The sequence below is a fragment of the Streptomyces sp. NBC_01077 genome (genome assembly GCF_045162855.1).
GTDB lineage: Bacteria > Actinomycetota > Actinomycetes > Streptomycetales > Streptomycetaceae > Streptomyces.
Genome location: NZ_CP108669.1, coordinates 1333388 through 1356232, shown reverse-complemented (window position 1 = coordinate 1356232; position 22845 = coordinate 1333388). Strand labels below are relative to the sequence as shown.

Annotated in this window: 20 protein-coding genes; 9 read left to right on the top strand and 11 right to left on the bottom strand. The window is 72.4% G+C overall.

Features of this window, described 5'->3' with window-relative positions:
• Positions 1 to 142: 142 nt before the first annotated feature.
• Positions 143 to 4444: a tetratricopeptide repeat protein gene (locus OG462_RS06130; RefSeq protein ID WP_406055200.1), complete on the bottom strand. Its 4302-nt coding sequence runs from the start codon at positions 4442 to 4444 to the stop codon at positions 143 to 145.
• A gap of 111 nt (positions 4445 to 4555) precedes the next feature.
• Between OG462_RS06130 and OG462_RS06125 the strand changes: the two genes are divergently transcribed.
• Both OG462_RS06125 and OG462_RS06120 read left to right on the top strand, forming a co-directional pair.
• Positions 4556 to 4717 carry a hypothetical protein gene (locus OG462_RS06125; RefSeq protein WP_406055199.1) on the top strand — a complete coding sequence of 54 codons (162 nt, stop codon included), beginning with the start codon at positions 4556 to 4558 and terminating at the stop codon, positions 4715 to 4717.
• The gene (locus OG462_RS06120; protein ID WP_406055197.1) at positions 4714 to 5361 is read left to right on the top strand and encodes a hypothetical protein; all 648 of its coding nucleotides are present in this window, start codon (positions 4714 to 4716) and stop codon (positions 5359 to 5361) included. Before OG462_RS06125 ends, OG462_RS06120 begins: the two co-directional genes overlap by 4 nt.
• Positions 5362 to 5428: 67 nt before the next feature.
• On the opposite strand, the gene OG462_RS06115 is transcribed toward OG462_RS06120, so the two are convergent.
• The 3 genes from OG462_RS06115 to OG462_RS06105 all read right to left on the bottom strand — a co-directional run bounded on the left by OG462_RS06115 (position 5429) and on the right by OG462_RS06105 (position 8508).
• Entirely contained in the window at positions 5429 to 6394 is a 966-nt protein-coding gene (locus OG462_RS06115) for a LysR family transcriptional regulator (protein WP_406055195.1), read from the bottom strand.
• A 235-nt stretch (positions 6395 to 6629) separates the two neighbouring features.
• Positions 6630 to 7325, bottom strand: coding sequence for a type 1 glutamine amidotransferase domain-containing protein (locus OG462_RS06110; RefSeq protein ID WP_406055193.1), 696 nt, complete (start codon positions 7323 to 7325; stop codon positions 6630 to 6632).
• A gap of 208 nt (positions 7326 to 7533) precedes the next feature.
• On the bottom strand, positions 7534 to 8508 hold the full coding sequence (locus OG462_RS06105; RefSeq protein WP_406055190.1) for a GlxA family transcriptional regulator: 975 nt from the start codon (positions 8506 to 8508) through the stop codon (positions 7534 to 7536).
• Positions 8509 to 8625: 117 nt separating this feature from the next.
• On the opposite strand from OG462_RS06105, the gene OG462_RS06100 reads away from it, so the two are divergent.
• From OG462_RS06100 to OG462_RS06080, 5 genes are all read left to right on the top strand, one after another.
• The gene (locus OG462_RS06100; protein WP_406055188.1) at positions 8626 to 9576 is read left to right on the top strand and encodes an NADP-dependent oxidoreductase; all 951 of its coding nucleotides are present in this window, start codon (positions 8626 to 8628) and stop codon (positions 9574 to 9576) included.
• Positions 9577 to 9783: 207 nt separating this feature from the next.
• On the top strand, positions 9784 to 10134 hold the full coding sequence (locus OG462_RS06095; RefSeq protein WP_406055186.1) for an SAV_915 family protein: 351 nt from the start codon (positions 9784 to 9786) through the stop codon (positions 10132 to 10134).
• A 14-nt stretch (positions 10135 to 10148) separates the two neighbouring features.
• Positions 10149 to 11528 (top strand): diaminopimelate decarboxylase, encoded by a 1380-nt coding sequence (gene lysA, locus OG462_RS06090; RefSeq protein WP_406055184.1) that lies wholly within the window; start codon positions 10149 to 10151, stop codon positions 11526 to 11528.
• 103 nt (positions 11529 to 11631) lie between these two features.
• Positions 11632 to 12450, top strand: coding sequence for a maleylpyruvate isomerase family mycothiol-dependent enzyme (locus tag OG462_RS06085; protein WP_406055182.1), 819 nt, complete (start codon positions 11632 to 11634; stop codon positions 12448 to 12450).
• Between the two features lie 181 nt (positions 12451 to 12631).
• Positions 12632 to 12931: a DUF1876 domain-containing protein gene (locus OG462_RS06080; protein ID WP_406055181.1), complete on the top strand. Its 300-nt coding sequence runs from the start codon at positions 12632 to 12634 to the stop codon at positions 12929 to 12931.
• Positions 12932 to 13165: 234 nt separating this feature from the next.
• Here OG462_RS06080 and OG462_RS06075 read toward each other — a convergent pair whose 3' ends face one another.
• Positions 13166 to 13774 (bottom strand): CBS domain-containing protein, encoded by a 609-nt coding sequence (locus tag OG462_RS06075; protein ID WP_406055179.1) that lies wholly within the window; start codon positions 13772 to 13774, stop codon positions 13166 to 13168.
• Between the two features lie 270 nt (positions 13775 to 14044).
• On the opposite strand from OG462_RS06075, the gene OG462_RS06070 reads away from it, so the two are divergent.
• Positions 14045 to 15316: a YncE family protein gene (locus OG462_RS06070; RefSeq protein ID WP_406055177.1), complete on the top strand. Its 1272-nt coding sequence runs from the start codon at positions 14045 to 14047 to the stop codon at positions 15314 to 15316.
• A gap of 62 nt (positions 15317 to 15378) precedes the next feature.
• Here the strand turns inward: OG462_RS06070 and OG462_RS06065 are convergent, their stop codons facing one another.
• The 5 genes from OG462_RS06065 to OG462_RS06045 all read right to left on the bottom strand — a co-directional run bounded on the left by OG462_RS06065 (position 15379) and on the right by OG462_RS06045 (position 20909).
• Positions 15379 to 17451: a discoidin domain-containing protein gene (locus tag OG462_RS06065; RefSeq protein ID WP_406055175.1), complete on the bottom strand. Its 2073-nt coding sequence runs from the start codon at positions 17449 to 17451 to the stop codon at positions 15379 to 15381.
• Positions 17452 to 17598: 147 nt separating this feature from the next.
• Positions 17599 to 18192 (bottom strand): TetR/AcrR family transcriptional regulator, encoded by a 594-nt coding sequence (locus tag OG462_RS06060; RefSeq protein WP_406055173.1) that lies wholly within the window; start codon positions 18190 to 18192, stop codon positions 17599 to 17601.
• 50 nt (positions 18193 to 18242) lie between these two features.
• Entirely contained in the window at positions 18243 to 18821 is a 579-nt protein-coding gene (locus tag OG462_RS06055) for an exonuclease domain-containing protein (RefSeq protein WP_406055171.1), read from the bottom strand.
• A gap of 138 nt (positions 18822 to 18959) precedes the next feature.
• Positions 18960 to 19631, bottom strand: a complete 672-nt coding sequence (locus OG462_RS06050) for a GntR family transcriptional regulator (protein ID WP_406055169.1) — start codon at positions 19629 to 19631, stop codon at positions 18960 to 18962.
• Between the two features lie 81 nt (positions 19632 to 19712).
• Positions 19713 to 20909, bottom strand: a complete 1197-nt coding sequence (locus tag OG462_RS06045; protein ID WP_406055167.1) for a CaiB/BaiF CoA transferase family protein — start codon at positions 20907 to 20909, stop codon at positions 19713 to 19715.
• Positions 20910 to 21045: 136 nt separating this feature from the next.
• Here OG462_RS06045 and OG462_RS06040 point away from each other — a divergent pair, with 136 nt between their 5' ends.
• On the top strand, positions 21046 to 22248 hold the full coding sequence (locus OG462_RS06040; protein ID WP_406055165.1) for an acyl-CoA dehydrogenase family protein: 1203 nt from the start codon (positions 21046 to 21048) through the stop codon (positions 22246 to 22248).
• Between the two features lie 75 nt (positions 22249 to 22323).
• Here the strand turns inward: OG462_RS06040 and OG462_RS06035 are convergent, their stop codons facing one another.
• Positions 22324 to 22827: an FBP domain-containing protein gene (locus OG462_RS06035; protein WP_406055163.1), complete on the bottom strand. Its 504-nt coding sequence runs from the start codon at positions 22825 to 22827 to the stop codon at positions 22324 to 22326.
• Positions 22828 to 22845: the final 18 nt, after the last annotated feature.

Below are 22845 nucleotides of genomic sequence, written 5' to 3'. Positions count from 1 at the left end.
GCTAGAACGCCTGTCCGCCCGGAAGGACGGGTTCCGGGGCACTGTCGCGCTGCCGCGCCGAAGCCGGCGGACCGGGACGGGCGTACTCAGGGGGTGTCGTGTCGATCAGGCCGGGCTCGCGGCCTGATCGACACGACACCCCCTACCCCGTGCGACCCCCCGTCGTCGGCAGCACCGCGGTGAGGGTGAGGACGGCCGAGACCGACGCCGCGTCGTAGTGGCGGCGGAGCAGGCGGGTGAACTCCTCGTCGCCGAGTTCGGCGCGCTGCCGGCGCAGCGCCGTGATGTTGAGCACCGCGTTGCCCGACTTGACCTGTTGGTTGAGGGAGAGCGCCCGCACCATCAGCGGCACCGCCTCCTCGGGCAGCCCCTGTTCCGCCCTCAGGTTGCCCAGCTCGCCGTAGTCGAGCGCCACCTCCTCCCACGCGCCCTGCGCCTCGTCGATGGCGAGGCACTCGCGGTAGCACTGCTCGGCCAGCTCCGGATCGCCCCGCAGCTGTGCCACCCGGCCCAGGTGGAACGTGCTGTTGGAGACCCCCGCCCGGTTGCCGAGACGGCGCTTCAGGGCCACCGAGGCGCGGAGGTACTCCTCCGCCTCCCCGTAGGCACCCCGCTCCTGGCAGACCTGGCCGAGCTGGTGGAGCACGATGGCCCGGTTGGTGTCGTTCCCCAGCTGTTCGAAGAGACGGAGCGCGGCCAGATAGCCGCGCTCGGCAGCCTCCAGGTGCCGGGTCTTCAGGTTCACGAGCCCGAGGTCCTCGTGGCACTTGGCGAGGGCCTCGATGTCGCCGGCCGCCTCGCACACCGGCAGCGCGCGCAGCAGGAGCATCCGAGCAGTGCCGTACGCGCCCCGCGCGCTCGCGGCGATCGCCCGCTGCACGTATGCGGCGCCCAACGGCGAAGGGCCCGGGGTGGAGTCGAGCAACCGGCAGTAGCGCGCGGTGAGATCCGTGACGTCGTCCGCGGCCGGGCCACCGAGATGCCGGCGCACGATCCGGTCGAAGGTGCCGGCGCCGAGCTCCATACGCTGCACGGCGAGCCAGTCGAGGTCCTCGTGGCCACCCGGATGCTGTTGGTCGTCGAGCCATGCCCCGAGCGTGCACGGCACGGCCTCCTCGACGCGCCCCAGGACCGTTCGTATGGCGCCGAGTTGCCGGTTGCACGCGGCGAGACGCTCACTCTCCCCGAGCGCCGCGAACACGGCCCTCGCGCGGGAGAAGCACGTCTCGGCCCAGGGCATGTCCCCGAGGTCGCGGGATATCTCACCGAGCAGTTCGCAGCCCTCGGCGATGCTCGTGCTGCTCCCGATCGCCTCGAAGATCTCCAGGGCCGCCCTCGCGTTCGCCTGCGCCGCCGCGTGGTCGTGCCGGGCGAGGGCTGTCTTCGCCAGCCTGAGCCGGCCGTTTCCCTCGTTCAGCCGGTCGCCCAGCGTGATGTGGTGCGAGAGCGCGACGCGGGTGCACTGCTCCGACTTCACATAGTCCTTCGCGCGGAAGGCCAGGACGCCGATCTGGTGCTGGGCGGCCGCGATCCCCGCGAGATCGTCCAGCTCCTCGCAGATGGCCAGCGCCTCGACGTACTGCTGCTCCGCGAGACGATCGTCGCCCCGACGGCTGGTGTGGTGGGCGAGCTGGTGCAGGGTGATGGCCACCCGGCCCCGCTCGCCGATGCGTTCCGTGATCGCGATCGACTGCCGGTACAGGCGCTCGGACTGGGTGTGGTCGCCCCGGTGCTCGGCGAGCAGGCCCAGGTTGTGCAGCACGCCCCCGACCAGGGCGTCGGCCCCCAGCTCCTGGAAGCGGGCCAGCGACTGCCGGTAGCGGCTCTCGGCCAGCGCGTACCGCCCCCTGCGCGCGTCCACTGCGCCGAGTTCCGAGAGACACTCGGCGGCGGCGAGCGACCCCGGTGCGGCCATCTTCACCGACTCGTGACGCAGCCGTTCCTCCCGTGCCCACTGGCCGCTCCGCTCGAGTTCGCGGCAGGCCTGATGCGTGCGTTCGAGGGCCCTCGGCACGCGGCCGCCCGCCAGTTCGTGGAACCTCGCCTCCAGTACGTAGCCGATGTAGGTGTCCTGCGCCGTCGTCGAGCCGCACCGCCACGCCCAGTACGCGCCCGCCCTGCGGTGGGCACGCGTCAGCAGCTCCGGGCCGGCGACGCCCGCCAGGGCCGCGGCGGTCCAGCGGTGCACCAGGTATCCGTCACCGGCGGGCGCGAGGAGCCCGAGGTGCAGGAGCCGTGCCACGGCCTCGTCCAGGCCGTCCGGATCGGGCGGCGGCTCCGGCGCTTCGGACGGGTCGGACGGGTCGGCCGCGCCGGTCGGTTGGCTCGCCCCGGACGGGTCGGCCGCGCCGGCTGGGCTGGCCATACCGGTCGCGCCGATCGCGCCGGTCGCGCCGGACCGGTCCGGCGACGCGTCCGCCAGCTGCCACGTGAGGCCCGTCCGGTCCACCGGCAGTCGGTACACCGCGGCACCCAGCAGCAACCTCCGCGCCGCCGGGACCGCGTCGAGCCGGGCCAGCAGCTCCGGCAGGAGCACGTCCTGCGCGATCAGCGCACCGGTCTCGTACAACTTCCGCCCGAGACCCCCGCCCGCGGCGATCCCGCGCCCGGCCAGCGCGGCGCCCAGCCGGGCGCTCACCTCGTCGAAGCGGGCCGCGCCGTCCCGCAGCAGCGCATCGAGGTACTCCAGGGAACGCGGATGACCGCCCAGCCGCGCCCACACCTGGGCCTGCTCGGGCGGCGACAGGGCGTCGATGCCGGGCAGGCGCCAGATCAGCTTCCGGGTCTCCTGCCAGGTCAGCGGTCCCAGATGAAGACTCTCGACGCCCGCGATCGGGAAGGGATACCTGCTGGTCACGAGGGTGCTGTGGCGCTCCGCCCAGACCTGAAGGAACTCCGCGAGCTCCGCGTCGACGAGGTGGTGCTCCGCTTCCAGGTTGTCCTCGGCGTTGTCGAGAACGAGCAGCAACGGTGGTACGGCGGCCCCCGCGGACGCGTCGAGCAGCTCCCGCCAGTCGCGTCCGGGCTCGTTCAGCGCGATCACCCACTGGTGCAGCGGATCGGTCTCGTCGAGCCCCTTCCGGGCGCAGTGGGCGGCCAGCCGACGGCGCAGCTGTTCCAGGACCGTGTCGACGGCCGTCTCACCGGCGACCGCCACCACGACTCCGTCCGTGAAGGCCGCCGTGAAACGGTGGACGAGTTCGGCGGCCAGGCTCGTCTTGCCGATGCCGCCGATGCCGTGCAGCAGGACCCGCGGCGCTGCCCCGGCCAGCTGCCGCAGGGTCCTTCTGCGGCCGACGAAGTCGTGCCGTCCGCGGACCGTGCCGTCGACCACGACCGCCTGTGTGCCGGGTTCGCCGGAGGAGGCACCGGGCGTTTCGAGGGGGCCGGCGAGGCCCCGTGCGGCGGAGTCGGTGGCGTGTCGTGCGGCGGAGGGGCTGCCGCCCGGACGTAACTCCGGATCGGCGAGGAACAACGCCGGCGTCGCCCACTCGGGAAGCGGGCGCGGTTCGCGCGCGAGCTCCCGGCGCACCTCCGAGAAGACGGTGAGGAGGTCCGTGTCCGGGCGGCTCGCCAGCCCCTCGTACAGGCGCGCGCACAGTTCGATGGCGTAGTCGTCGCTGACCAGGCTGTTCATCGCCAGGACGGCCTGGGCCCCGTTGTCCAGCAGGCTCCTGGCCAGGCCGGGCAGCTCGTCCTGTCCCTCCAGGGCGGTGGAACAGCCTGCCAGCACGATGAGCGGCACCCCGCCGTCGGACGGCATCACGTCCCGTACGAACCGGGCCGCGTCCACCGCGTCCTCCTCGCCCGTGGGGGTCTCCAGGAGCAGCGCGCCGGGGCGGGCATGGCAGGAGATGTGCAGGACGTCGCAGGCCTCCGCGTCGAGCGCGGACCGGATCGCCGCTGCGCTGCCCCACTCCAGGACGCGCACCCGGTGGCCCGAGCGGCGACCGGGCTCCACGGCGTCCAGGATCCTCGCCCACTCCCGTTCGTAGTCGAGGAGGTCGCCCGAGCTGTCGTCGGGGGCGGCGACCGCGGCGACGATCCGCAGGGGGCCGCCGGCCGCGGCGGGGGCCGGCCCGCCGGTGCGCCGCGTCGTCCGGTAGAGATCGACGCCGGGGTCGAGCGCCAGCGGTACGCCGTGACCGGGCGGTAAGAGCGTTTCCCAAGGCAGGTCCGCCACCGCGGGATCGGTCACCTCGACGCCGACCCGGTGCCGGCCCGGCCGGCGTAACTCCTCCGACAGCGCGCGGCCGACCGGGCCGTCCAGGAAGCGGTCCGCTAGTGCGGCGCCCACCTCCCGCAGCAGCTCGTCCGACGGCTCCCGGCGCAGCCGCCACAGCAGATCCGCCGTGCGCTGACTCGCCGCCTTCGGTGTCTGTGCGGTTCGCACACCGTCGATGTCGCACGTCACGTTCGTCGTGCCGATGGCCAGAGTGATCATGTGAGCCCCCCGTCTCGCTCTCACCTGTGTCCTCGTCCTGCGTGACCAGGATGACGGGGCGGACGTCCACGAGACAATGACGCCAACTCCGCATCCCTTCATACTGAGTTCATGTCGGACACCCCGGAAGAGCCCCCGCAGTCGAACGCGGTGCGCGTCAACGAGGCCGGCCTGCTCGAATACTTCGACGGGGAGGAGTGGGCGCCGTACGTGGACCTGCCGGACGACGATCCCGGTCCGCTCGGCGTCGTGTTCCGCAGGGACTCGCCGTGAGCGCCCCGTCGGCGGCCGGGGATCCCGGCGGCGCCGTCCTCGACGCCCTGCCCTCGCCGCTGGACTCCGTCGCCGACAGCCGGGAGGCCGCGCGATGGACCCTCGCGTCCACCGGCGCCGTGGGCGCGCTGCTGCTCGGCGGCGGCCCGTTGCTCGCGGTGGGGCGGATCGGCGACTGGGCGCAGGCGGCCTGGGCCGGCGGCGGTCTGTTCGTGGCCCTGCTCGGCGTCGCCTGGGCCATGTGGCAGACCAGCGAGGTGCTCGTACCACCGCTGACCACACCCGAGGTTCTCACCTCGCCGGACCTGCGCGGGCTGCGCGAGCAGCTCGACGCCGCGCCCGGTTACTACTTCGGCTCCGCGGCCACCGACGTCGAGGGCCTGCTGCGGCACCGCAGGGTCGCCACGGAGATCTCCCGACGGATGCCGACCGCCGGTCCGGAGGAACGGGCGGCGCTGGAACGCGGACTGGCCACGGCCCACCGCAACATTGCTCGGACCGACCCGTATCTGCGATGGCTGCTGGCGACCGCCCACGCCTGGATCGTGCGGGAGAAGCTCCGCAAGGCACGGCGGCACACCTTCCTCTCCGCCGTGCTCGTCATCATCGGCGCGGTGGTCTTCCTCGGCGCGACCGGCCGCTGAGACCGCCACACCGGCCCAGCCCGCCACACCGGCCCGGGTACGGCCTGCCGGGCGGCGTCGTCCGGCGTCACCAGGCGCGTCCGGCCTCCATCAGGAGGTCCCGGACACGGGTGACGTCGGGGTTGGTGGGGCGGCCGGGGCGTTGGACGAGGTACGCGGTGTTGATGGGCGGGTCGTCCGGATGGCGGAGGGGCACGAGGGCGCCGGAGGCCAGTTCCGCTTCGCAGAGGTAGCGGGGCAGGACGGTGAAGCCCGCCCCCGCGGTGACCGCCGCGAGGACTCCGCGCAGGTCGGGGACGGTGACGGCGGCGGGGCAGGAGAGCCGGGTGCCGAAGACGTGGCGCCAGTAGCGTCGGGCGATCGGCAGGTCTTCCGCGTACGCGATCAGTGGGACGGTGTGCAGTGCCGCCGGGCCCTCCTCGGCCGGCCGCTCCCGGACGCGGTCGGCCCAGACGGGGGCTGCGACGAGCACGAACTCCTCGTCCATCAGCGGTACGGAGGTGAGTGCTCGCCCACGAGGCCGGAAGGTCGCGATCACCAAGTCGTGCCGTCCCGCACGGAGTTCTTCGAGGAGCGGTTCGGTCAGGCCCGGGGTGATCCGGAGTCGTACCCCTTCGGCCGCCAGTGGCGCCAGGGCCGGCAGGACGCGGGTGCAGAGCAGTTCGGCGGGGCCCGCCAGATGCACGGGAGCGGCCCGCTCATGGGGTGCGGAGTCGTGGCCGGTCGCGGCGGCGAGCGCGTCCAGGGGAGCGGCGACGCGGGCCGCGAGGTCGTGGGCGACCGTGGTCGGGGCGGCCCCGCGCGGGAGGCGCTCGAACAGCTCCCGGCCCGTCTGCCGCTCCAGGGCACGGATCTGGGTGGTCACCGTGGGCTGCGACAGGCCCAGGAGCCCGGCGGCCGCGGTGAACGAGCCGGAGCGGTAGACCGCGAGGAAGGTACGCAGCAGGTTCAGGTCCGCCGCCCCCGCGCTGCCGCCGGGCGCCGCACCGGAGCGGGAAACGCCGACCGCCTCATCAGGATTCGTATGCCTCACGCGGGAAGACTACTCGTATCCCTATGGCGGGGTCGGGCCGGCGTGGAGGTCGCGAGCTCGGAGCCTCCGGCGGACCACGGGGCGGCGGAGGTCACCTGCGGTCGGCCGGACGCCCCGCACCCTCACGGAGCCGGACGTCCCGTACCTCCACGGGGCCGGACGCCCCGCACCCTCATGGGGTACGGGGGCGTCCGGCGGGTCGTGTCGTCGGTCCTCGCTCGTCAGACCGTGGTCGTCAGCCCAGTTCCTTCAGGACCCGGTCCGCGAGCGGGGCGGCGGAGGCGGGGTTCTGGCCGGTGATGAGGTTGCGGTCGACGACCACGTTCGGCACCCACGGCTCGCCGACCTGGACGTCGACGCCGGCCTCGACCAGACGGCTCTCCAGGAGCCACTTCGCCTTGTCGGCGAAACCGGACTGCGTCTCCTCGTCGTTTGTGAACGCGGCGACCTTGTAGCCGGCGAAGGCGTTCGTGCCGTCGGCCTTCGTGGCGGCGAGCAGCGCGGCCGGGCCGTGGCAGACGACGGCCAGCGGCCTGCCGGAGTCCAGCGCGTCGATCAGCAGCCGGCCGGAGGTCGCGTCGACGGCGAGGTCCTCCATCGGGCCGTGGCCGCCCGGGTAGAACACGGCCGCGTAGTCGGCCAGGTCCACGTCCTCCAGGCGGATCGGGTGCTGGAGCGCGGTGAGCGAGTCGAGGACGGCGGCGACCTTGTCGGCACCCTCCTGTCCGCCGTTGAACTCCGGGGCGAGGCTGCTCCGGTCGACCGTGGGGACGACCCCGCCGGGGGTGGCGACGACGACCTCGTACCCGGCGGCCGTGAACGTCTCGTACGGCGCGGCGGCCTCTTCGGCCCAGAAGCCGGTCGGGTGCTTCGTGCCGTCGGCCAGGGTCCAGAAGTCGGTGCCGGTCATCACGAAAAGGATCTTGGGCATGGGGATTCTCCCGGGAGGGTACGGGCCGGGGTCCGGCCCGAAGAGCGGTGATCGCCCACCCGGCGCCCCGGTTCGGGGCCGTCGGTGTGGCGATGTCCTCGAACGTAGCCCCGTCCCGAAGAGCTTTCCAATGCGGAATCCAATGGCAGCCATGGGAACTCCGATGGCTCCACGGGAATACCCCCATCCCCCTGGCCTGCGGAAAGAGTCAGACGGCCGCCGCCTCGACCGCCGTCGTCGCCATGCCGCGAAAGGTACGCCGATAGGCGAGCGGAGTGACCCCGATGGCGGCATGGAGGTGCTGGCGCAGCGAGGTACCGGTGGCGAAGCCGACCTCCCCGGCGATGTCGTCGACGGCCAGATCGGTCGATTCGAGCAGATGCCGGGCCCGGGCCACCCGCTGCTGGATCAGCCACTTCCCCGGGCTCATCCCGACCTCCTCGCCGAACCGGCGGGCGAAGGTCCGCATGCTCATCCGCGCGTGATCGGCGAGCTGGCTCAGCGGGAGCGGCTCCCGCAGGTTCTCGAGCGCCCACTGGCGGGTCGCCGAGGTCCCGCTCGCCGTGGCCTCGGGCACCGGCTGCTCGATGTACTGCGCCTGCCCGCCGTCCCGCCACGGCGGTACGACGCACACCCGCGCCACGTGGTTGGCGACGGCGGTGCCGTGGTCCTTCCGTACGAGATGCAGGCAGACGTCCACTCCGGAGGCGGCGCCGGCCGAGGTCAGCACGTCGCCGTCGTCGACGAAGAGCACGTCCGGATCGAGCGCCACCTGCGGGAACCACGAGCGGAAAGTGTCCGCGAGCGACCAATGGGTCGTGGCGGGACGCCCGTCGAGCAGCCCGGCGGCGGCGAGGACGAAGGCGCCGGTGCAGATGGACACGAGCCGCGCCCCGGCCCGTACGGACGCGAGCGCCTCCATGGTCGCGGGAGGCGGCTCACGGGTGAGGAGGGAGATGTCGAAGGGTGGCAGCAGGACGGTGTCGGCCGTACGCAGCACCTCCGGCCCGTGCTCGACGGTCACCGAGAAGTCGGAGTTCGTACGGACAGGCCCGCCGTCCACCGAACAGGTGAGGACCTCGTAGTGCCCGTCCGCCGACCCGAACACCCTGCTCGGGATGCCCAGCTCGAAGGGGTACACCCCGTCGAGGGCGAGGACGACGACACGATGGAGCTTTCCCACGGCTGACCCTCCTGGGGCTTCTCGGCGCGATCCTCGGCGCGATCTCTGGCACGATCTCATTGAAAGATGGCAATCATGCCATGGTACCGGCCCGGGGCCTGCGGCGACGCTGGACGCATGACGAACAACGCCACCATGCGAGCCATCAGCCAGGACACCCACGGCACCCCGGAGGTGCTCCAGGAGGTCGTGCTGCCGCGACCCGAGCCGGGCCCGAGCCAGATCCTCGTCTCCGTACGCGCCGCCGGAGTCAACCCCACCGACTGGAAGCACCGCTCCGCCGGCTTCTTCCTCGACCGCCTGCCGCTCGTCCTCGGCTGGGACGTCTCCGGCGTCGTCGAGGCGGTCGGCTACGGCGTGACCGTCTTCAAGCCGGGCGACGAGGTCTTCGGCATGCTGCCCTACCCGTTCGGCGTCGGCTCCCACGCCGAGTTCGTGACCGGCCCCGCCCGCGCCTTCGCGCTCAAGCCCGCCGCCATCGACCACGTCCAGGCCGGCGCCCTGCCGCTCGCCGCCCTCACCGCGTACCAGGCGATCGTCGACACCGCCGGTGTCGGCCCCGGTCAGCGCGTCCTCGTCCACGCGGCGGCCGGCGGTGTCGGTCACCTCGCCGTCCAGATCGCCAAGGCCCGTGGCGCGTACGTCATCGGCACCGCGAGCGCGCCCAAGCACGACTTCGTGCGGTCCCTCGGCGCGGACGAGGTCGTCGACTACCGCTCGGTCGACTTCGCCGAGGTGGTCGAGGACGTCGACATGGTCCTGGACCCGATGTCCGGAGACACCCGCGCCCGGTCCCTGGACGTCCTCCGGCCCGGCGGCACCCTCGTCTCCCTGCTCCCGGGCACCGACCCGGACGAGCCGGCGAAGGCCGCCGCCCGGGGCGTCCGGGTGGAGACGCTCCTCGTCGAGGCCGACCACGCCGGTATGAACGCCGTCGCCGCCCTGGTGGAGTCCGGTGCTCTGCGGGTCCACGTCGAAGCGGTCTTCCCGCTGGCCGAGGCCGCCAAGGCGCACGCCCTCGGCGAGACCGACCGCACGACGGGCAAGATCGTGCTCGTCGTGGAGTGAGACCTTCGGGTGCTGCTCGGGCCCGCCGTCCCTGCTGACACGGGGCGGCGGGCCGCTCCGTGTCAGCGGGGTGTATGCATTCGGCCCGCGTACGTCAGGGGTGCGTCAGGGCGGACCCGGGAGCAGGGATCACCGGGCATAGCGTCGGGGACACCCCCCCCGGCGCGACCGTGCCGGGGATCGTGTTTCGCTCCTCGGGAGGAACCCATGGCAGACGCCCTGTACGGAGACGATCCGGAGCCTGCGGAACAGTTCCCGGCCGGACGCCTCTGCGTGCCCGTCCGGCCGGGCACCTGTGGCTGGGTGACCCGCCTGTTCCGCACGCCGGTCGGTGGCAGGACCGCCGTCGCGTTCACCGACCCGGCGCGGCTGACGGCCGTGCTGGGAGCGGACCAGCCCTGGATCCGGCTGTCGGAGCCCGCACTGCGGGCGCTGACGGCACCGCTGGACATCCGGGAGCTGAGGATCGACCCGGCGCTCACGGCACCCGTGCCGCATTCCGCCTCCCTGCCGATGGCCGAGCCGCTGCGACGGCCCTTGACCGTCCTCGCGGGCTGAAGGGGGATCCGGAGATGACCACGATCCCCGCCCGGCCCGTCGCCGCCCAGCCCGTCCCCACCCGGCCCCGCGCCGCGACCGGATCCGCCGCCGACGGCGACGCGCTCTCCGTCTGGCCCGCGACCACCACCGAGCAGCCCCACGGCGGCGTCCTCGTCGGCGGTGTGGCTCTCGCCGGGATCGCCGAGAGCCACGGAACCCCCGTGTACGTCCTCGACGAGGCCGAGGTGCGCGAGCGCTGCCGCACCTACCGCAGTGCCTTCCCCGACGCCGAGATCCACTACGCGGCCAAGGCCTTCCTGTGCCGCGCCCTCGCCCACTGGGTCGAGGAGGAGGGACTCGGCCTGGACGTGTGCTCCGCCGGTGAGTTGGAACTCGCCGTCACGACCGGGTTCCCGGCCGACCGCATCCTGCTCCACGGCAACGCCAAGTCACCGCAGGACCTGGCCACGGCGCTGCGCCTCGGCGTCGGCCGGATCGTGATCGACACCCCTGCCGAGATCGCCCGCATCGCCGCCGCTGTCGGCACGGGTGGTCATCAGAAGGTCATGGTCCGGGTGACGCCGGGCATCAGCGCGGGCGGCCACCGGAAGATCCGTACCGGCTCCGACGACCAGAAGTTCGGCCTCTCCCTCCGGGACGGCCACGCCCAGCACGCGATCGCCCGGATTCTCGACCAACCGCAGCTCGAACTCACGGGCATCCACTGCCACTTGGGTTCGCAGATCGCGGACGTCAAGCCGTACCTCGTGGCCGTACGACGGGTCGTCGGTCTCATGGCCAGGATCCGCGACACCCACGGCGTCACGCTGCCGGAGCTCGACCTCGGCGGCGGCCATGGGATCGCCTACCGACCGGGCCAGCCCGCCCTCGATCTCACCACGCTCGCCCGCAAGGTCCGCGCCGAGCTGGCCGAGAGCTGCGCGGCGGCCGGCCTGCCCGTCCCGCGCCTGATCATCGAGCCGGGCCGTGCGGTCACCGGCCCGGCCGGAGTCGCCGTGTACCGGGTGCTCGCGGTGAAGCGCACGCCCGGGCGGACCTTCGTGGCGGTGGACGGCGGGATGAGCGACAACCCGCGACCCGCGCTGTACGGGGTGCGCTACGCCCCCCGCCTGATCGGCCGCCGCTCGGCGGCCGACACCGAGTGCGTGACGGTCGTCGGCCGCCACTGCGAGGCCGGCGACGTCCTGGCCGAGGACGTGCGGCTGCCCGCCGACACCCACCCGGGCGACCTGCTCGCGCTACCGGTGGCCGGCGCGTACCACCTGTCGATGGCCTCCTCGTACAACCTCGTGGGCCGACCCCCGGTGGTCGCCGTGCTCGACGGCCACGCTCGACTCCTGGTGCGCCGGGAGACCCTGGAGGACCTGAGGGCCCGGGACGTCGGTCTGTAGTCTGCCGACGCCGTGACCGGTGCCGATGGACCTACTCACTGGTACGGTCCCTGACCAACCGGTGAGTCGCGTGGGGCCACCGGGTCAAGGGAGGGGTGGAGTGATGGCGGGACGAGTGGGTGGGGTGCTGCCCGACGGGCTTGCGGAGGCCATACGCGGCACGGCCGAGGACATCGCCTCGGTGCTGCGCGCAGCACCCGGCGGACACGGCTCCGGCCTTGCCGTGCCCCGGTCCACCTGGACCCTTGGAGAGGCCGCCGCCCACCTGGCGCAGGCCAACACCCTCATGGCCGACCTGGCCGCCGGACACGAGCGCCCCTACGGCGACGGCACCCCCGGCAGCCTCGCCGACGCCAACGAACGCGCCCTCGCCGGGTTCGAGGAGCGGGCGCCCGGACCACTCGCCGAGATGATCACCGCCCAGGCCGAGGCCTTCCTCGTATCCGTGGAGGAGCGCGACCCGGACGCGCTCCTCTCCTCCCCGCTCGGCGCCATGCGCCCGGCCGTGCTCGGCTCGTACCTGCTGACCCACATGCTCGGCCACGGCTACGACCTGGCCCTCGCCGTCGGCCGCCCCCACATGCTGGACGCGAACCGGGTCGACCTCACTCTGCCGTTCATGATCGAGGCGATGCCCCGCGTGACCGACCCGGCCGCCGTCGACGGGCTGACGGCCCGGTTCGCGGTACGGCTCCGCAGCGGCCCGACCTTCGGCGTCATCGTCACGGACGGCGCAGTCGAGACCACCCACGAGCCGCCTGCCCGCCCGGACTGCACCATCCTCACCGAGCCGGTCGCCTTCCTCCTCCTCGGCCTGGGCCGGGTCGACCCCTGGCCCGTGATCGCCCGTGGCAAGGCGCTCGGCTGGGGTCGCAAGCCCTGGCTCGCCCCCCGCTTCCCGCGCCTCTTCCGCGCTCCTTAGGCAGGGCACGGCCGACACGGTCCGTTCTTCCTTCACGGTCACCGAGCGTGTGACCGTGACCGTCGATCTGTGGCCGTCCCCTTCTCGTGGCGTGCCGCTCGGCCCCCGCCGATGGATCCTGGAGGTATCGGAAGGGGCCGCGCCTCGGTCGCGCGCGGCCGGCTGTGCGAGGAGGCAGACCATGACCCGCACCCTGGAATGGACGGTCGGCGTGGAACTGGTCGAGGAGGACGGCAGGACCAAGGCCGAGGCCCGGCTCATGACCGGCAACTCGACCCTCACGGGGCACGGCTCCGCCCGCTGCAACCCGGCGGACGTCGACGTGCCGGCGATCGGTGACGAGCTGGCCGCGAGCCGGGCGATGAAGGACCTGGCCGGCAAGCTGATGCACGAGGCCAACCGGGAGATGGAGGCGGTGGGCGCGGGGACCGTACCCCAGCACACCGGCCCCGGCTACGGCTGGCCCGAGGCGGTCTCCTGACGGCACAGCCGCCCGTGGCGAGGGCCCGGTAGGACGTCTCCCGTCCTGCCGGGCCCGGGGCGGAGCCTGCCCTGACCCGAACCCTGCCTGACCACGGACCTCGCCCTGACCCGGACCTCGCCCTGACCCGAACCCTGCGCTGACCACGGACCTCGCCCTGACCCGGACCTTGCCCTGACCCGAACCCTGCGCTGGCCCGAACCGTGCCCTGATGCGCTTGCCCTGATGTAACCCCTACGCCGCCCCGTCGCCCTCCGCGTCCTCGTACGTCAGCCGGTCCGCGACCTCCACCACGCCGTCCACCGTCTCGCACAGCCGGACGAGGATCGGGCCGATTCCCGCGCGGTCCAGCGTGCCGCTGAGGGTCACCCGCCCCTCGTCGACGTCGATGTGTACGGCGGAGGGGGAGAGGCGGAGGATGCGGACGACCACGTCCTCCCGGATTTCCTCCTGGATCGAGCGGTCCCTCCGCAGGAACAGCTGGAGCAGATCGCTGCGGCTCAGCACGCCGATCAGCCGCCCCTCCGCGTCCACGACCGGCAGCCGCTTCACCCGGTGCCGCTCCATGAGGCGCGCTGCCTCGACGGCCGTCCAGGAGGGCCGGGCCGTCACGACGGGGCTCGACATCATGGCCTCCGCGGTGCTCGGCCCGTCCTTCGCGGTGTGCCGCCGCAGCAGGTCGGCCTCGGAGACCACGCCCACGGGCCTGTTCTCGTCGTCGACCACCGGGACGGCGGTGATGCCGTACTCGTCGAGGAGCCGCGCGATCTCCTTGAACGATGTGCCGGGTTGCACCGCAACCGCGGTCGGCGTCATCAGGTCGGCGACACTGCGGTGCCTCATCGTCCGTTCCGTCCCTTCTGGGGTCCGGAGTCCATGATCTCCTACCGGGCGCCGGAGTGGGGCAAGGGGGTGGATCGCGCGGAGCGCGACGGCCGACCTGCACGGGCCGCGCATGGCGCTGATCGGGATGCGACAAGGACTTGCAAGTCTTGTCATGTACATGGTTACTTCGGGTAAGTCGCCCCTGTAGCCGCCCCGGATGCCGTCCCTGAAGTCATCCCTGAAGCCGTCCCTGAACTCACCCCCGCGAGCCGGAAGAAGGACCCCCGCATGCCCTCTCCCCGTACGTCGACCACCCGCCCCCGACGCCTCGCCGCCGCCCTCGCGGTCGCCGTCGCTCTCGTCGCCACGGCCGGTGGCACCGGATCGGCCGCCCCCGAGGGGCCGGCGACCGCCGGGCTCCGCGAGGCGATGTTCGTCGGCAACAACTGGGACGGGACGGCCGACGTCATCGCCTCCCAGGGCGACTTCCACCGCATCGGCCGCGTGAACGTCGTCCCCGACAAGGAGGAACGCCTCCGCGAGATCCATCTGAACCCCATCAAGCTCGCGTTCTTCCTCGGCGTCCGCAGTGGCCCGGGAGAGGGGCACGACCAGTTCGTCGACGACATGTACGCGACCCCCGACGGCTCCTCCATGGTCGTCTCCCGGCCCAGCTTCGCCGACGTCGTCTCCCTCGACCTGCGCACCGGACGGGTCAACTGGCGTTTCCCCGTGGCCGGTTACCGCGCCGACCACATGGCCGTCTCGCCCGACGGAACCCGGGTCGCGGTCTCCGCCTCCACGGCGAACACCGTGCACGTCCTCGACATCGGCACCGGCCGTGAGATCGGCTCGTTCACGACGGGCGACAAGCCGCACGAGAACGTCTTCACCTCCGACGGACTCCTGTGGAACATGTCCATCGGCGAGGTCACCACCGCCCTCGACGCCCCCTGGCTCGACTGGACCAAGGGCGACCGCCGTATCACCGTCGTCGACGCCGCCACGTTCGAGACCGTCCGGGTCATCGACATGCGCGAGCGCCTCGACGCCTTCGGCCGGAGCGACCTCTCCGACGCCGTCCGCCCCGTCGCCTTCACCCCGGACGAGAAGAAGCTCTACTTCCAGGTCTCGTTCTACAACGGCTTCCTGGAGTACGACATCGCCGCCGACCGGATCACCCGGGCCAAGGTGCTCCCCGGCAACCCGAAGACCGACCCCGACCGCACCACCTGGGTCAACGACTCGCGCCACCACGGCCTTTCGATGAGCCCCGACGGAACCAAGCTCTGCGTCGCGGGGACGATGGACGACTACGCCGCGGTGGTCGACCGCGCCACGCTCCAGGAGGGCCCGCTCGTCGAGGCGTCCAAGCCCTACTGGGCGACCGTGAGCGGCGACGGACGGTCCTGCGTCGTCTCCGAGAGCGGCGCCGACCGGGTGACCGCGATCGACTTCGCCACCGGCCGGCGCGTGGCCTCCGTGGCCGTCGGCGACCACCCGCAGCGCGTACGGCTCGCCCACATCCCCGCCGACTGGGCAGGTCCCACCGGGAGTTGAGAACCGACAGTGGGGGCCGGTCGGATCACGAGGTGATCCGACCGGCCCCCACCCGTGCGTGTTCAGGACCTGTTGACGGCCACCTCGTGGAGCGAGTAGCCCCACTCCGTGGCCCGCTTCACCCCATGGACGCGCACGTACCGGGCCGACTGCGAGGCGAACTCCGCCGTGTCGTAGCCGCCGTCGCCCGCCTCCGTGGACCACGCGGTCCGCCAGTTCACGCCGTCGTCCGACAGCTCGATCCGGTACGCCCGCGCGTAGGCCCGCTCCCAGTCCAGCGTGACCCGCCCGACCCGGCGCACGGAGCCCAGGTCCACCCGGAGCCACTGGTCGTCCGACCACTCGCTGGCCCAGCGCGTCGCGGTGTCGCCGTCGACCGTGAGGCCCGGCGAGAAGTCGACGAAGGGGTTCCACCACTGGGTGGTGCTGGCCGCCGCCGGCTGTCCGGACGCGAGGTTCACCCCCGGCTCGTGGTCCTCGGTCCGCTTCCACGTGGTGAGGTACGACTCCGCGCCCCGGGACAGTTCGTCCACGACGCCCTGGCCGCCGTCGGTGAGCCGGATCTGCTCGATCCAGTCCGGGACGAGGCCGTTGTGCGCGGCTCCGTCCGTGTTGAGGTCCCAGGTGCGCTCACCCGTGACCTGGCGGTCGAGGACGGAACCGCCGTCGAAGCTCCGGAAGGGGTACTTCACGGCGTTCGGCGCGTCGGGGCCCACCGGGCCCGGCCAGCCGCCGACCCCGTTCATGTCGGTGCCGTAGCCGAACCCGACGCCGTACTCCTTGCGCAGCGCGGCCTTCTGTCCCGCCTCGCCGACGAACCCCTGGGCGTTGTGCATGTACGAGGCGGCGAAGCCGCCGAGGCGGTACAGCCGCTCGGTCCAGTCCAGGTCCATCCAGCTGTGGCTGGAGAGCACGCCCGGGTACTCCTCGGCCTCCAGCATGTCGAGCGCCCGGCCCGCGGCCTTGACGCTCATGTGGTCGAGCTCCAGCATCATGCCGCGCTGCATCATGCCCTTCACGGCGTGCTCCCCGAGCCGGGTGAGCCCGCGCGTGTTGCACCGCGCATCGGAGGCGTACGAGGGGACGCTCACCCCGGCCGGCAGCTTCGCCGCCATCGCGGCGGGCGCGGCGGCGAGACCGATGGGGTTGTCGTGCTGCGGACCCGCGCACTTCTCGGTGGCCCAGAAGGTGCCCGTGGACAGGAACTGGCCGATGTTGACGGCCACGCCCGTGGTCCCGCTGTCGAACCGGACACCGCACAGCGCGTTGTCGAACTTGTGGCAGAGGAACATGCTGCGCACGCCGAGCGAGTACAGCTCGTCGAGCCCCTTGTCGATGTCCTCCTTGCTGCACTGGGCGACATCGAGGATCTGCTTGCAGCCGAAGGGCTCCGAGGTCTCCACGCCGAGGACGACCGCGAGCTTGCCCTGCTCGATCACCGAGCGGGCCTGGGCGGCGCTGGTGACGATCCGGAACCAGCCCTTCCCGGGGCCGCCGTACATCCCGTCGACGTAGTCCTGCATCTCGTACGTCTTGCGGGCTTCGAGCCGGATGGCGTCCATCTCGTCGCAGCCGCGGTCGCGGGGCAGCAGCGAGCAGATCAGACCGTTGGTGACGAGGTCGTTCACCAGGACGCGCTGGCCGCCGCGCCAGGCGCGCTCGACCCATGCGTAGTAGTTCTGCTGGTGGCTCAGGGAGTTGTTGGCGGGCCAGTCCTTGAACGTGGGCCAGCCGACCGGGTCGTGCTTGCCGTTGTCACCGCCCGTGAGGTGCTCGAAGAGGGCACCCGAGCCGTCCGGGTAGTGCTCCGGACAGTCCTTGAGCGCGTCCGCGACGCCCGCCGTGGAGAACGGCTTGCCGCAGATCATCCGGCCGCCGAAGCCCTCGCTGGACATCAGGTGGTTGTGCGCGTCGACGAAGCCGCGCACCTTCCCCTGCGCGTCCGTTCCCTTGAACGGTGCGCCGGTGACGTTGATCTGCGAGTCGGCCGCGGGCCGGGAGGTGGGATCCCACCACGCGTCGCCGGCGGCGGCCGCGGGGACGGGACCGGAGCCGAAGAGGACGGCGGCCAGGGCGAGGAACAGCGCCAAGAGGGCGGCTCTGCCGCCGGTCCCGCGCGAAATGGGTCGAATCATGGTCAGCGATGCCTCCGGACGGTGGGGGAGTACCGGGCGCCCCGAGAATCGCGGTGTTGGAGGAGTGAGTCAATAGTCCGGGACAGATGACCTGTTGGCGAGAACAGAGGTCCGGCCGGGGTGGGTACCGCGGACCTGCCAGAAGGCCTATCCGTCGATCATCGACACCAGTTGATCGGCCGTCAGATCGAGCAGGTCGGTGGCCGTCTTCTCGTCGCCGAGGACCAGGAACTGGAGCGTGAGACCGTCGATCGCCGCCGCCAGGTACCGCGCGATCGTCTCCACCGGAACCCGCGGTTCGATGTCCCGCATCGCGCGGACCTGCTCGATGAGCGCGCCCGCCGACAGCACGTACTGCTCGTACTGGGCCCGTGCCAGATGCTCGAACCCCGGCTCCCGCAGGGCGTACTGGGTGAGGTCGTACGTCAGCATGTGCTCGCCGGGACGGGCCGTGACGTGGTCCCAGTACGACTGGAGCGCGCCCCGCACGGTCTCGCGCAGGGTGGCTCCCGGCTCGACCGCCGACATCACCCGCGCCACGTAGTTGCCGTTGATCGTCTCGATCGCGGCTTCGAGGAGCGCCTGCTTGGACTCGAAGCAATAGTGGAAGACGCTCAGCGAGACGCCCGCCTCGGCGCAGATCGACCGGGTGGTGGTCCGGGCGACACCGTCCCTGGTCATCGCCCTGATCGCCGCCTCGACCAGCTGCCTGCGTCGTTGTGCCGACGGCATCCGCCCCATGGATCCTCCCTCGCGTCCGGCGCCAGGGTAACCGCAGGCTCCACAGCCGCCTACGGAACGGCCCCGGCCCCGGCGGTCGGCCACGCGCCACGCCGCGCCAGCCGCAGGACCAGCGCCGCGATGTTCCAGGCGTCGTCCTCGCCCCGGTGGTGACGACCCTCCAGGGGCAGACCCGCCAACTCCAGGGCACGCGCCATACCGGGCCGCTTGGGAAGTCTGTACGCCTCGGTGAAGACCGCCTTGGCGTTGGTGTGGTGCCGCCCGAAGGGGTACGCGGTGTCCGTGGCCCGGCACTGGCGGGTGAACTGGTTGCGGTCGTAGTCGCCCCAGCTCGCCCAGGGCCGCACACCGGCCTCGTACGTGGTGGCGAGCAGACGGCAGGCGGCGGCGAAGTCCAGGCCGGTGTCGACCTCCGCCTGCGTGAGCCCGGTCAGTTCGGTGCAGAAGGCGCTGACCTTCGAGCGGACCGGCCGCACCAGGATCCGGTGCCGTGAGACCCGTTCACCCGCGCCCAGGTCGACGACCGTCAGCCCGATCTCGATGATCTCGCTGACCGCGCCGGGCGGGCGCTCGCCCTCCCAGCAGGTCGCCTCGACGTCGACGATGTTGATCATTCCCCCGTGATGCATGAGGAGGAGCCTAGGAGGGAGACATGGCCCCGGGCATCCGATTTACGCCCGGCTTACCCCCCGCCTTACCCCCCGCCTTACCCCCCGCTTTACCCCCCCGGCTTTCCCCAGGTTTACGCTCCGGCGCTCGCACGGGGCTCAGCCCCGCTCCAGGCCCAGGACCTCGCGCAGCGCCGCCACCGCGTGCGCCCGGTGCTCGTCCAGCCACCGGACGGTGGCCTCCTCGTCGCCGTGCCGGAGCGCGGAGATGACGGCGCGGTGCTCACGCACGGCCTGCTTCCGGTGCGGATCCTCGGTGTAGTAGAGCGAGCGGTACGCGTCGGTGGAGTCCCACAGGGTCGCGATCAGCCGGACCAGGCGCGGCATCCCCGACGCCTCGATGAGGGTGAAGTGGAAGAGCCGGTTCGCCGCGGCCATCGCCGGCACGTCGCCCTCGTCGGCCGCCCGCTCCACCTCTCGCTGGACGCGCTCCAGGGCGGCCACGATGCCGTCCGGCATCCGCCGTACGGCCATCCGCACGGCCTCCGTCTCCAGGAGCTCACGGATCCGGTAGATCTCCTCCAGGTCGGCGAGCGAGAGTTCCGCGACGAAGTAGCCCCGGTGGATGTGATGGACGACCAGACCCTCGGCCTCCAGGGCCTTCAGGGCCTCGCGCAGCGGCACCCGGCTCACCTCGAACCGGGCCGCGAGGGCGTCCTGCCGGATCTGCCCGCCGGGCCTGAGCTCCCCGCTGGTGATGGCGCGCCGCAGTTCCTCCAGGACGAACTGCTGGGCGGTCTGCGGCCGCCGCCTCTGCACCGCGCTGCTCATCGCCTGTGACCTTCCGTTCCCTCACGTTGCCCACCGGATGATCTCTCCACCGGTGCCGACCATCTTCCTACGCGCGCGTGGCTACGGATTCCGCGCGGCGGTCGCCTCCGCCCGCCCCAGGGAGGCCAGCACGTCCTCCGTGTGCTCGCCCAGACGCGGGGGAGCGGCGCGGTACGTGGGCGGCGTCGCGCCGAGCCGGACCGGATGGGCGACCTGGCCGGGACCGGCCGCGGACTCCGGGACCCGTGGTGCGAGGCCCAGCCGGTCGGCGAGACCGAAGGCGGCGGCCAGGTCGTTGATCGGCCCGCACGGCACCCCGGCCGCGGTGAGCTCCTCGAACCAGGCGTCGGCGGTACGGCTGCCCAGGGGCCCGGCGAGGGCCGCGACCAGCTCCTCCCGGTGGGCGACCCGGGCCGAGTTCGTCGCGAAGCGCGGATCGTCGGCGAGCCCGGGCAGGCCGAGCCGCTCGCCCAGGACGCGGAACTGCCGGTCGTTGCCCACGGCCAGGACCAGCGGCCGGTCCTCGGCCTCGAACACCTCGTACGGGGCGATGCTCGGGTGCTGGTTGCCCATGGCGCGCGGCACGACCCCGGCCCCGAGGTGGGCGGCCGCCTGGTTGGTGAGCGCCGAGAGGAGGGAGGAGAGCAGGGAGACCTCGACCCGCTGGCCCTCGCCGGTGCGCTCCCGGTGCCGGAGGGCGGCCAGGACACCGAGGCCCGCGTGCAGCCCGGTGATGACGTCGACCAGGGCGACCCCGGCCTTCGTCCCCTGGCCGCCCGCTTCACCCGTCACGCTCATGAGGCCGCCCATGGCCTGGACGAGCAGGTCGTAGCCGGGCAGCCGGGCGCCTTCGTCGGTACCGAAGCCGGTCACCGAGCAGTAGACGAGGCCCGGGTTGGTCGCCCGCACGGCCTCGTACCCGAGGCCCAGCTTCTCCATCGTGCCGGGGCGGAAGTTCTCCACCAGGACGTCCGCGCGGTCCACGATCGCGCGCGCCGTCGCGTGGTCCTCGGGGTCGGTGAGGTCGAGCGCGACCGAGCGCTTGTTGCGGTTCACCCCGAGGAAGTAGGTGGCCTCGCCGTCGGCGAACGGCGGCCCCCACGCGCGCGTGTCGTCGCCGGAACCGGGCCGCTCGATCTTGATCACGTCCGCGCCCAGATCGGCGAGAAGCATCGTCATGTACGGCCCCGCGAGCACCCGGCCGAAGTCGGCGACGACGATCCCGGACAGGGCGCCGCCCTCCGGAGGCTCCGGTGTGCCCGGCTGATCTGCGCGCATTCCGTTCTCCCTCACTGGCGATCGGATCCAGTCGGACCGTACGGCGGGGATTTCGGATTTTCAATACTGGATCCAATATCTGATCTGGGGCTACGCTTCGGCTCGCCGAGTTGCCACAGCCGCCAGGAGGCCGTCCGTGAAGTCGTCGCAGTCGTCGTCGCAGTCCAGCTCCGCCCCCGTCCACCCCTTCGACCTGCTCGCCGTCGACGGACTGCTGACCGACGAGGAGCGCGAGATCCGCCGCACCGTGCGCGCCGTCGCCGACCGCGAGCTGCGCCCGCACGTCGCCGGCTGGTTCGAGAAGGGCGAGATCCCCGCCCGCGAACTCGCCCGCACCCTCGGCGGCATCGGCGTGCTCGGCATGCACCTGGAGGGCTACGGCTGCGCGGGCACCAACGCCGTCGCGTACGGCCTCGCGTGTCTGGAGCTGGAGGCCGTCGACTCCGGACTGCGTTCGCTCGTCTCCGTACAGGGCTCCCTCGCCATGTACGCGATCTGGAAGTACGGCTCCGAGGAGCAGAAGCAGCGCTGGCTGCCGAAGATGGCGGCCGGCGAGTACATCGGCTGCTTCGGCCTCACCGAGCCCGACGCGGGCTCCGACCCGGGCGCGATGCGGACCAACGCCAAGCGCGACGGCACCGACTGGATCCTCAACGGCACCAAGATGTGGATCACCAACGGCTCGGTGGCCGATGTCGCCGTCGTCTGGGCCCGTACCGAGGACGGCGTACGCGGCTTCCTCGTCCCGGCCGGAACCCCCGGGTTCAGCGCCCCGGAGATCAAGATGAAGCTGTCGCTCCGGGCGAGCGTCACCAGCGAACTGGTCCTGGAGGACGTCCGCCTCCCGGCCGACGCCATGCTTCCCGAGGCCCGGGGCCTCTCCGGCCCGCTCGGCTGCCTCAACGAGGCCCGCTTCGGCATCGTGTTCGGCGCGCTCGGCGCCGCCCGCGACTGCCTGGAGACGGCGATCTCGTACGCCCGCGACCGGATCGTGTTCGGCCGCTCCCTCGCCTCGTACCAGCTCACGCAGCAGAAGCTCGCCGACATGTCCGTCGAACTCGGCAAGGGCATGCTGCTCGCCCTCCACCTCGGCCGGCTCAAGGACGCGGGCACGCTCACCGCCGAGCAGGTCAGCGTCGGCAAGCTGAACAACGTCCGCGAGGCCATCGCGATCGCCCGCGAGTGCCGCACGATCCTGGGCGCCAACGGCATCACCCTGGAGTACCCGGTGCTGCGCCACGCCAACAACCTGGAGTCGGTGCTCACCTACGAGGGCACGAGCGAGGTCCACTCCCTGGTCATCGGCAAGGCGCTCACCGGCGAACAGGCCTTCCGCTGAGCCGATCCGAGCCGAGCTGAGCTGACCCGAATCGATCCGAGCTGAGCCGAGCCGCGCCGAAACAGGCCGGGCGGCTCAGCCCGACGTCACCCGGCCGACGAAGGCGTCCAGGTTGCCCGCGAGCCGGGCGACCTGCTCGTCGACCGTGAGGGACTCCTCCTGCCGTCGGCCGCGCAGCTTCGGCTGCCGCTTGCCCCGGACGTAGAGGGAGCAGGCGAGGTCGGCGCAGAAGTAGATCCCGACGGTGTTCCCCTCGCGGCCCCGGGGGCCGGCGAGCGGCGCCACGAGGAGCGTGACGCCCGAGGAGGCGTGCCCGGTCAGACAGACCTGGCACATGCTCGACTTCATGGCGCTGGTCCGCCCCGCGGCAGGGACCCGCAGACTCACGCCGACCGGTCCGTCCGTGCGGGGGACGACCAGGTGTGCGCGCAGCGGCGCGCCCGGGTCGACCCACCCGAGGAAGTCCAGGTCCTCCCAGGGGAGTTCGGCGAAGTCGAGCGGCAGCTTGAGGCGTGCCGCCTCACCCTTGGTGCAGTTCACGAAGGACGAGCGGATCTCTTTGTCGGTCAATGGTTCCACTCGGTGGACCGTACATGG

Coding starts and splice junctions, on each gene's coding strand:
- OG462_RS06065 (WP_406055175.1), bottom strand. CDS start 17,451: ATGATTCGACCCATTTCGCGCGGGACCGGCGGCAGAGCCGCCCTCTTG.
- OG462_RS06130 (WP_406055200.1), bottom strand. CDS start 4,444: ATGATCACTCTGGCCATCGGCACGACGAACGTGACGTGCGACATCGAC.
- OG462_RS06080 (WP_406055181.1), top strand. CDS start 12,632: ATGACCCGCACCCTGGAATGGACGGTCGGCGTGGAACTGGTCGAGGAG.
- OG462_RS06110 (WP_406055193.1), bottom strand. CDS start 7,325: ATGCCCAAGATCCTTTTCGTGATGACCGGCACCGACTTCTGGACCCTG.
- OG462_RS06045 (WP_406055167.1), bottom strand. CDS start 20,909: ATGCGCGCAGATCAGCCGGGCACACCGGAGCCTCCGGAGGGCGGCGCC.
- OG462_RS06085 (WP_406055182.1), top strand. CDS start 11,632: ATGGCGGGACGAGTGGGTGGGGTGCTGCCCGACGGGCTTGCGGAGGCC.
- OG462_RS06100 (WP_406055188.1), top strand. CDS start 8,626: ATGACGAACAACGCCACCATGCGAGCCATCAGCCAGGACACCCACGGC.
- OG462_RS06050 (WP_406055169.1), bottom strand. CDS start 19,631: ATGAGCAGCGCGGTGCAGAGGCGGCGGCCGCAGACCGCCCAGCAGTTC.
- OG462_RS06095 (WP_406055186.1), top strand. CDS start 9,784: ATGGCAGACGCCCTGTACGGAGACGATCCGGAGCCTGCGGAACAGTTC.
- OG462_RS06125 (WP_406055199.1), top strand. CDS start 4,556: ATGTCGGACACCCCGGAAGAGCCCCCGCAGTCGAACGCGGTGCGCGTC.
- OG462_RS06070 (WP_406055177.1), top strand. CDS start 14,045: ATGCCCTCTCCCCGTACGTCGACCACCCGCCCCCGACGCCTCGCCGCC.
- OG462_RS06060 (WP_406055173.1), bottom strand. CDS start 18,192: ATGGGGCGGATGCCGTCGGCACAACGACGCAGGCAGCTGGTCGAGGCG.
- OG462_RS06075 (WP_406055179.1), bottom strand. CDS start 13,774: ATGAGGCACCGCAGTGTCGCCGACCTGATGACGCCGACCGCGGTTGCG.
- OG462_RS06055 (WP_406055171.1), bottom strand. CDS start 18,821: ATGCATCACGGGGGAATGATCAACATCGTCGACGTCGAGGCGACCTGC.
- lysA (WP_406055184.1), top strand. CDS start 10,149: ATGACCACGATCCCCGCCCGGCCCGTCGCCGCCCAGCCCGTCCCCACC.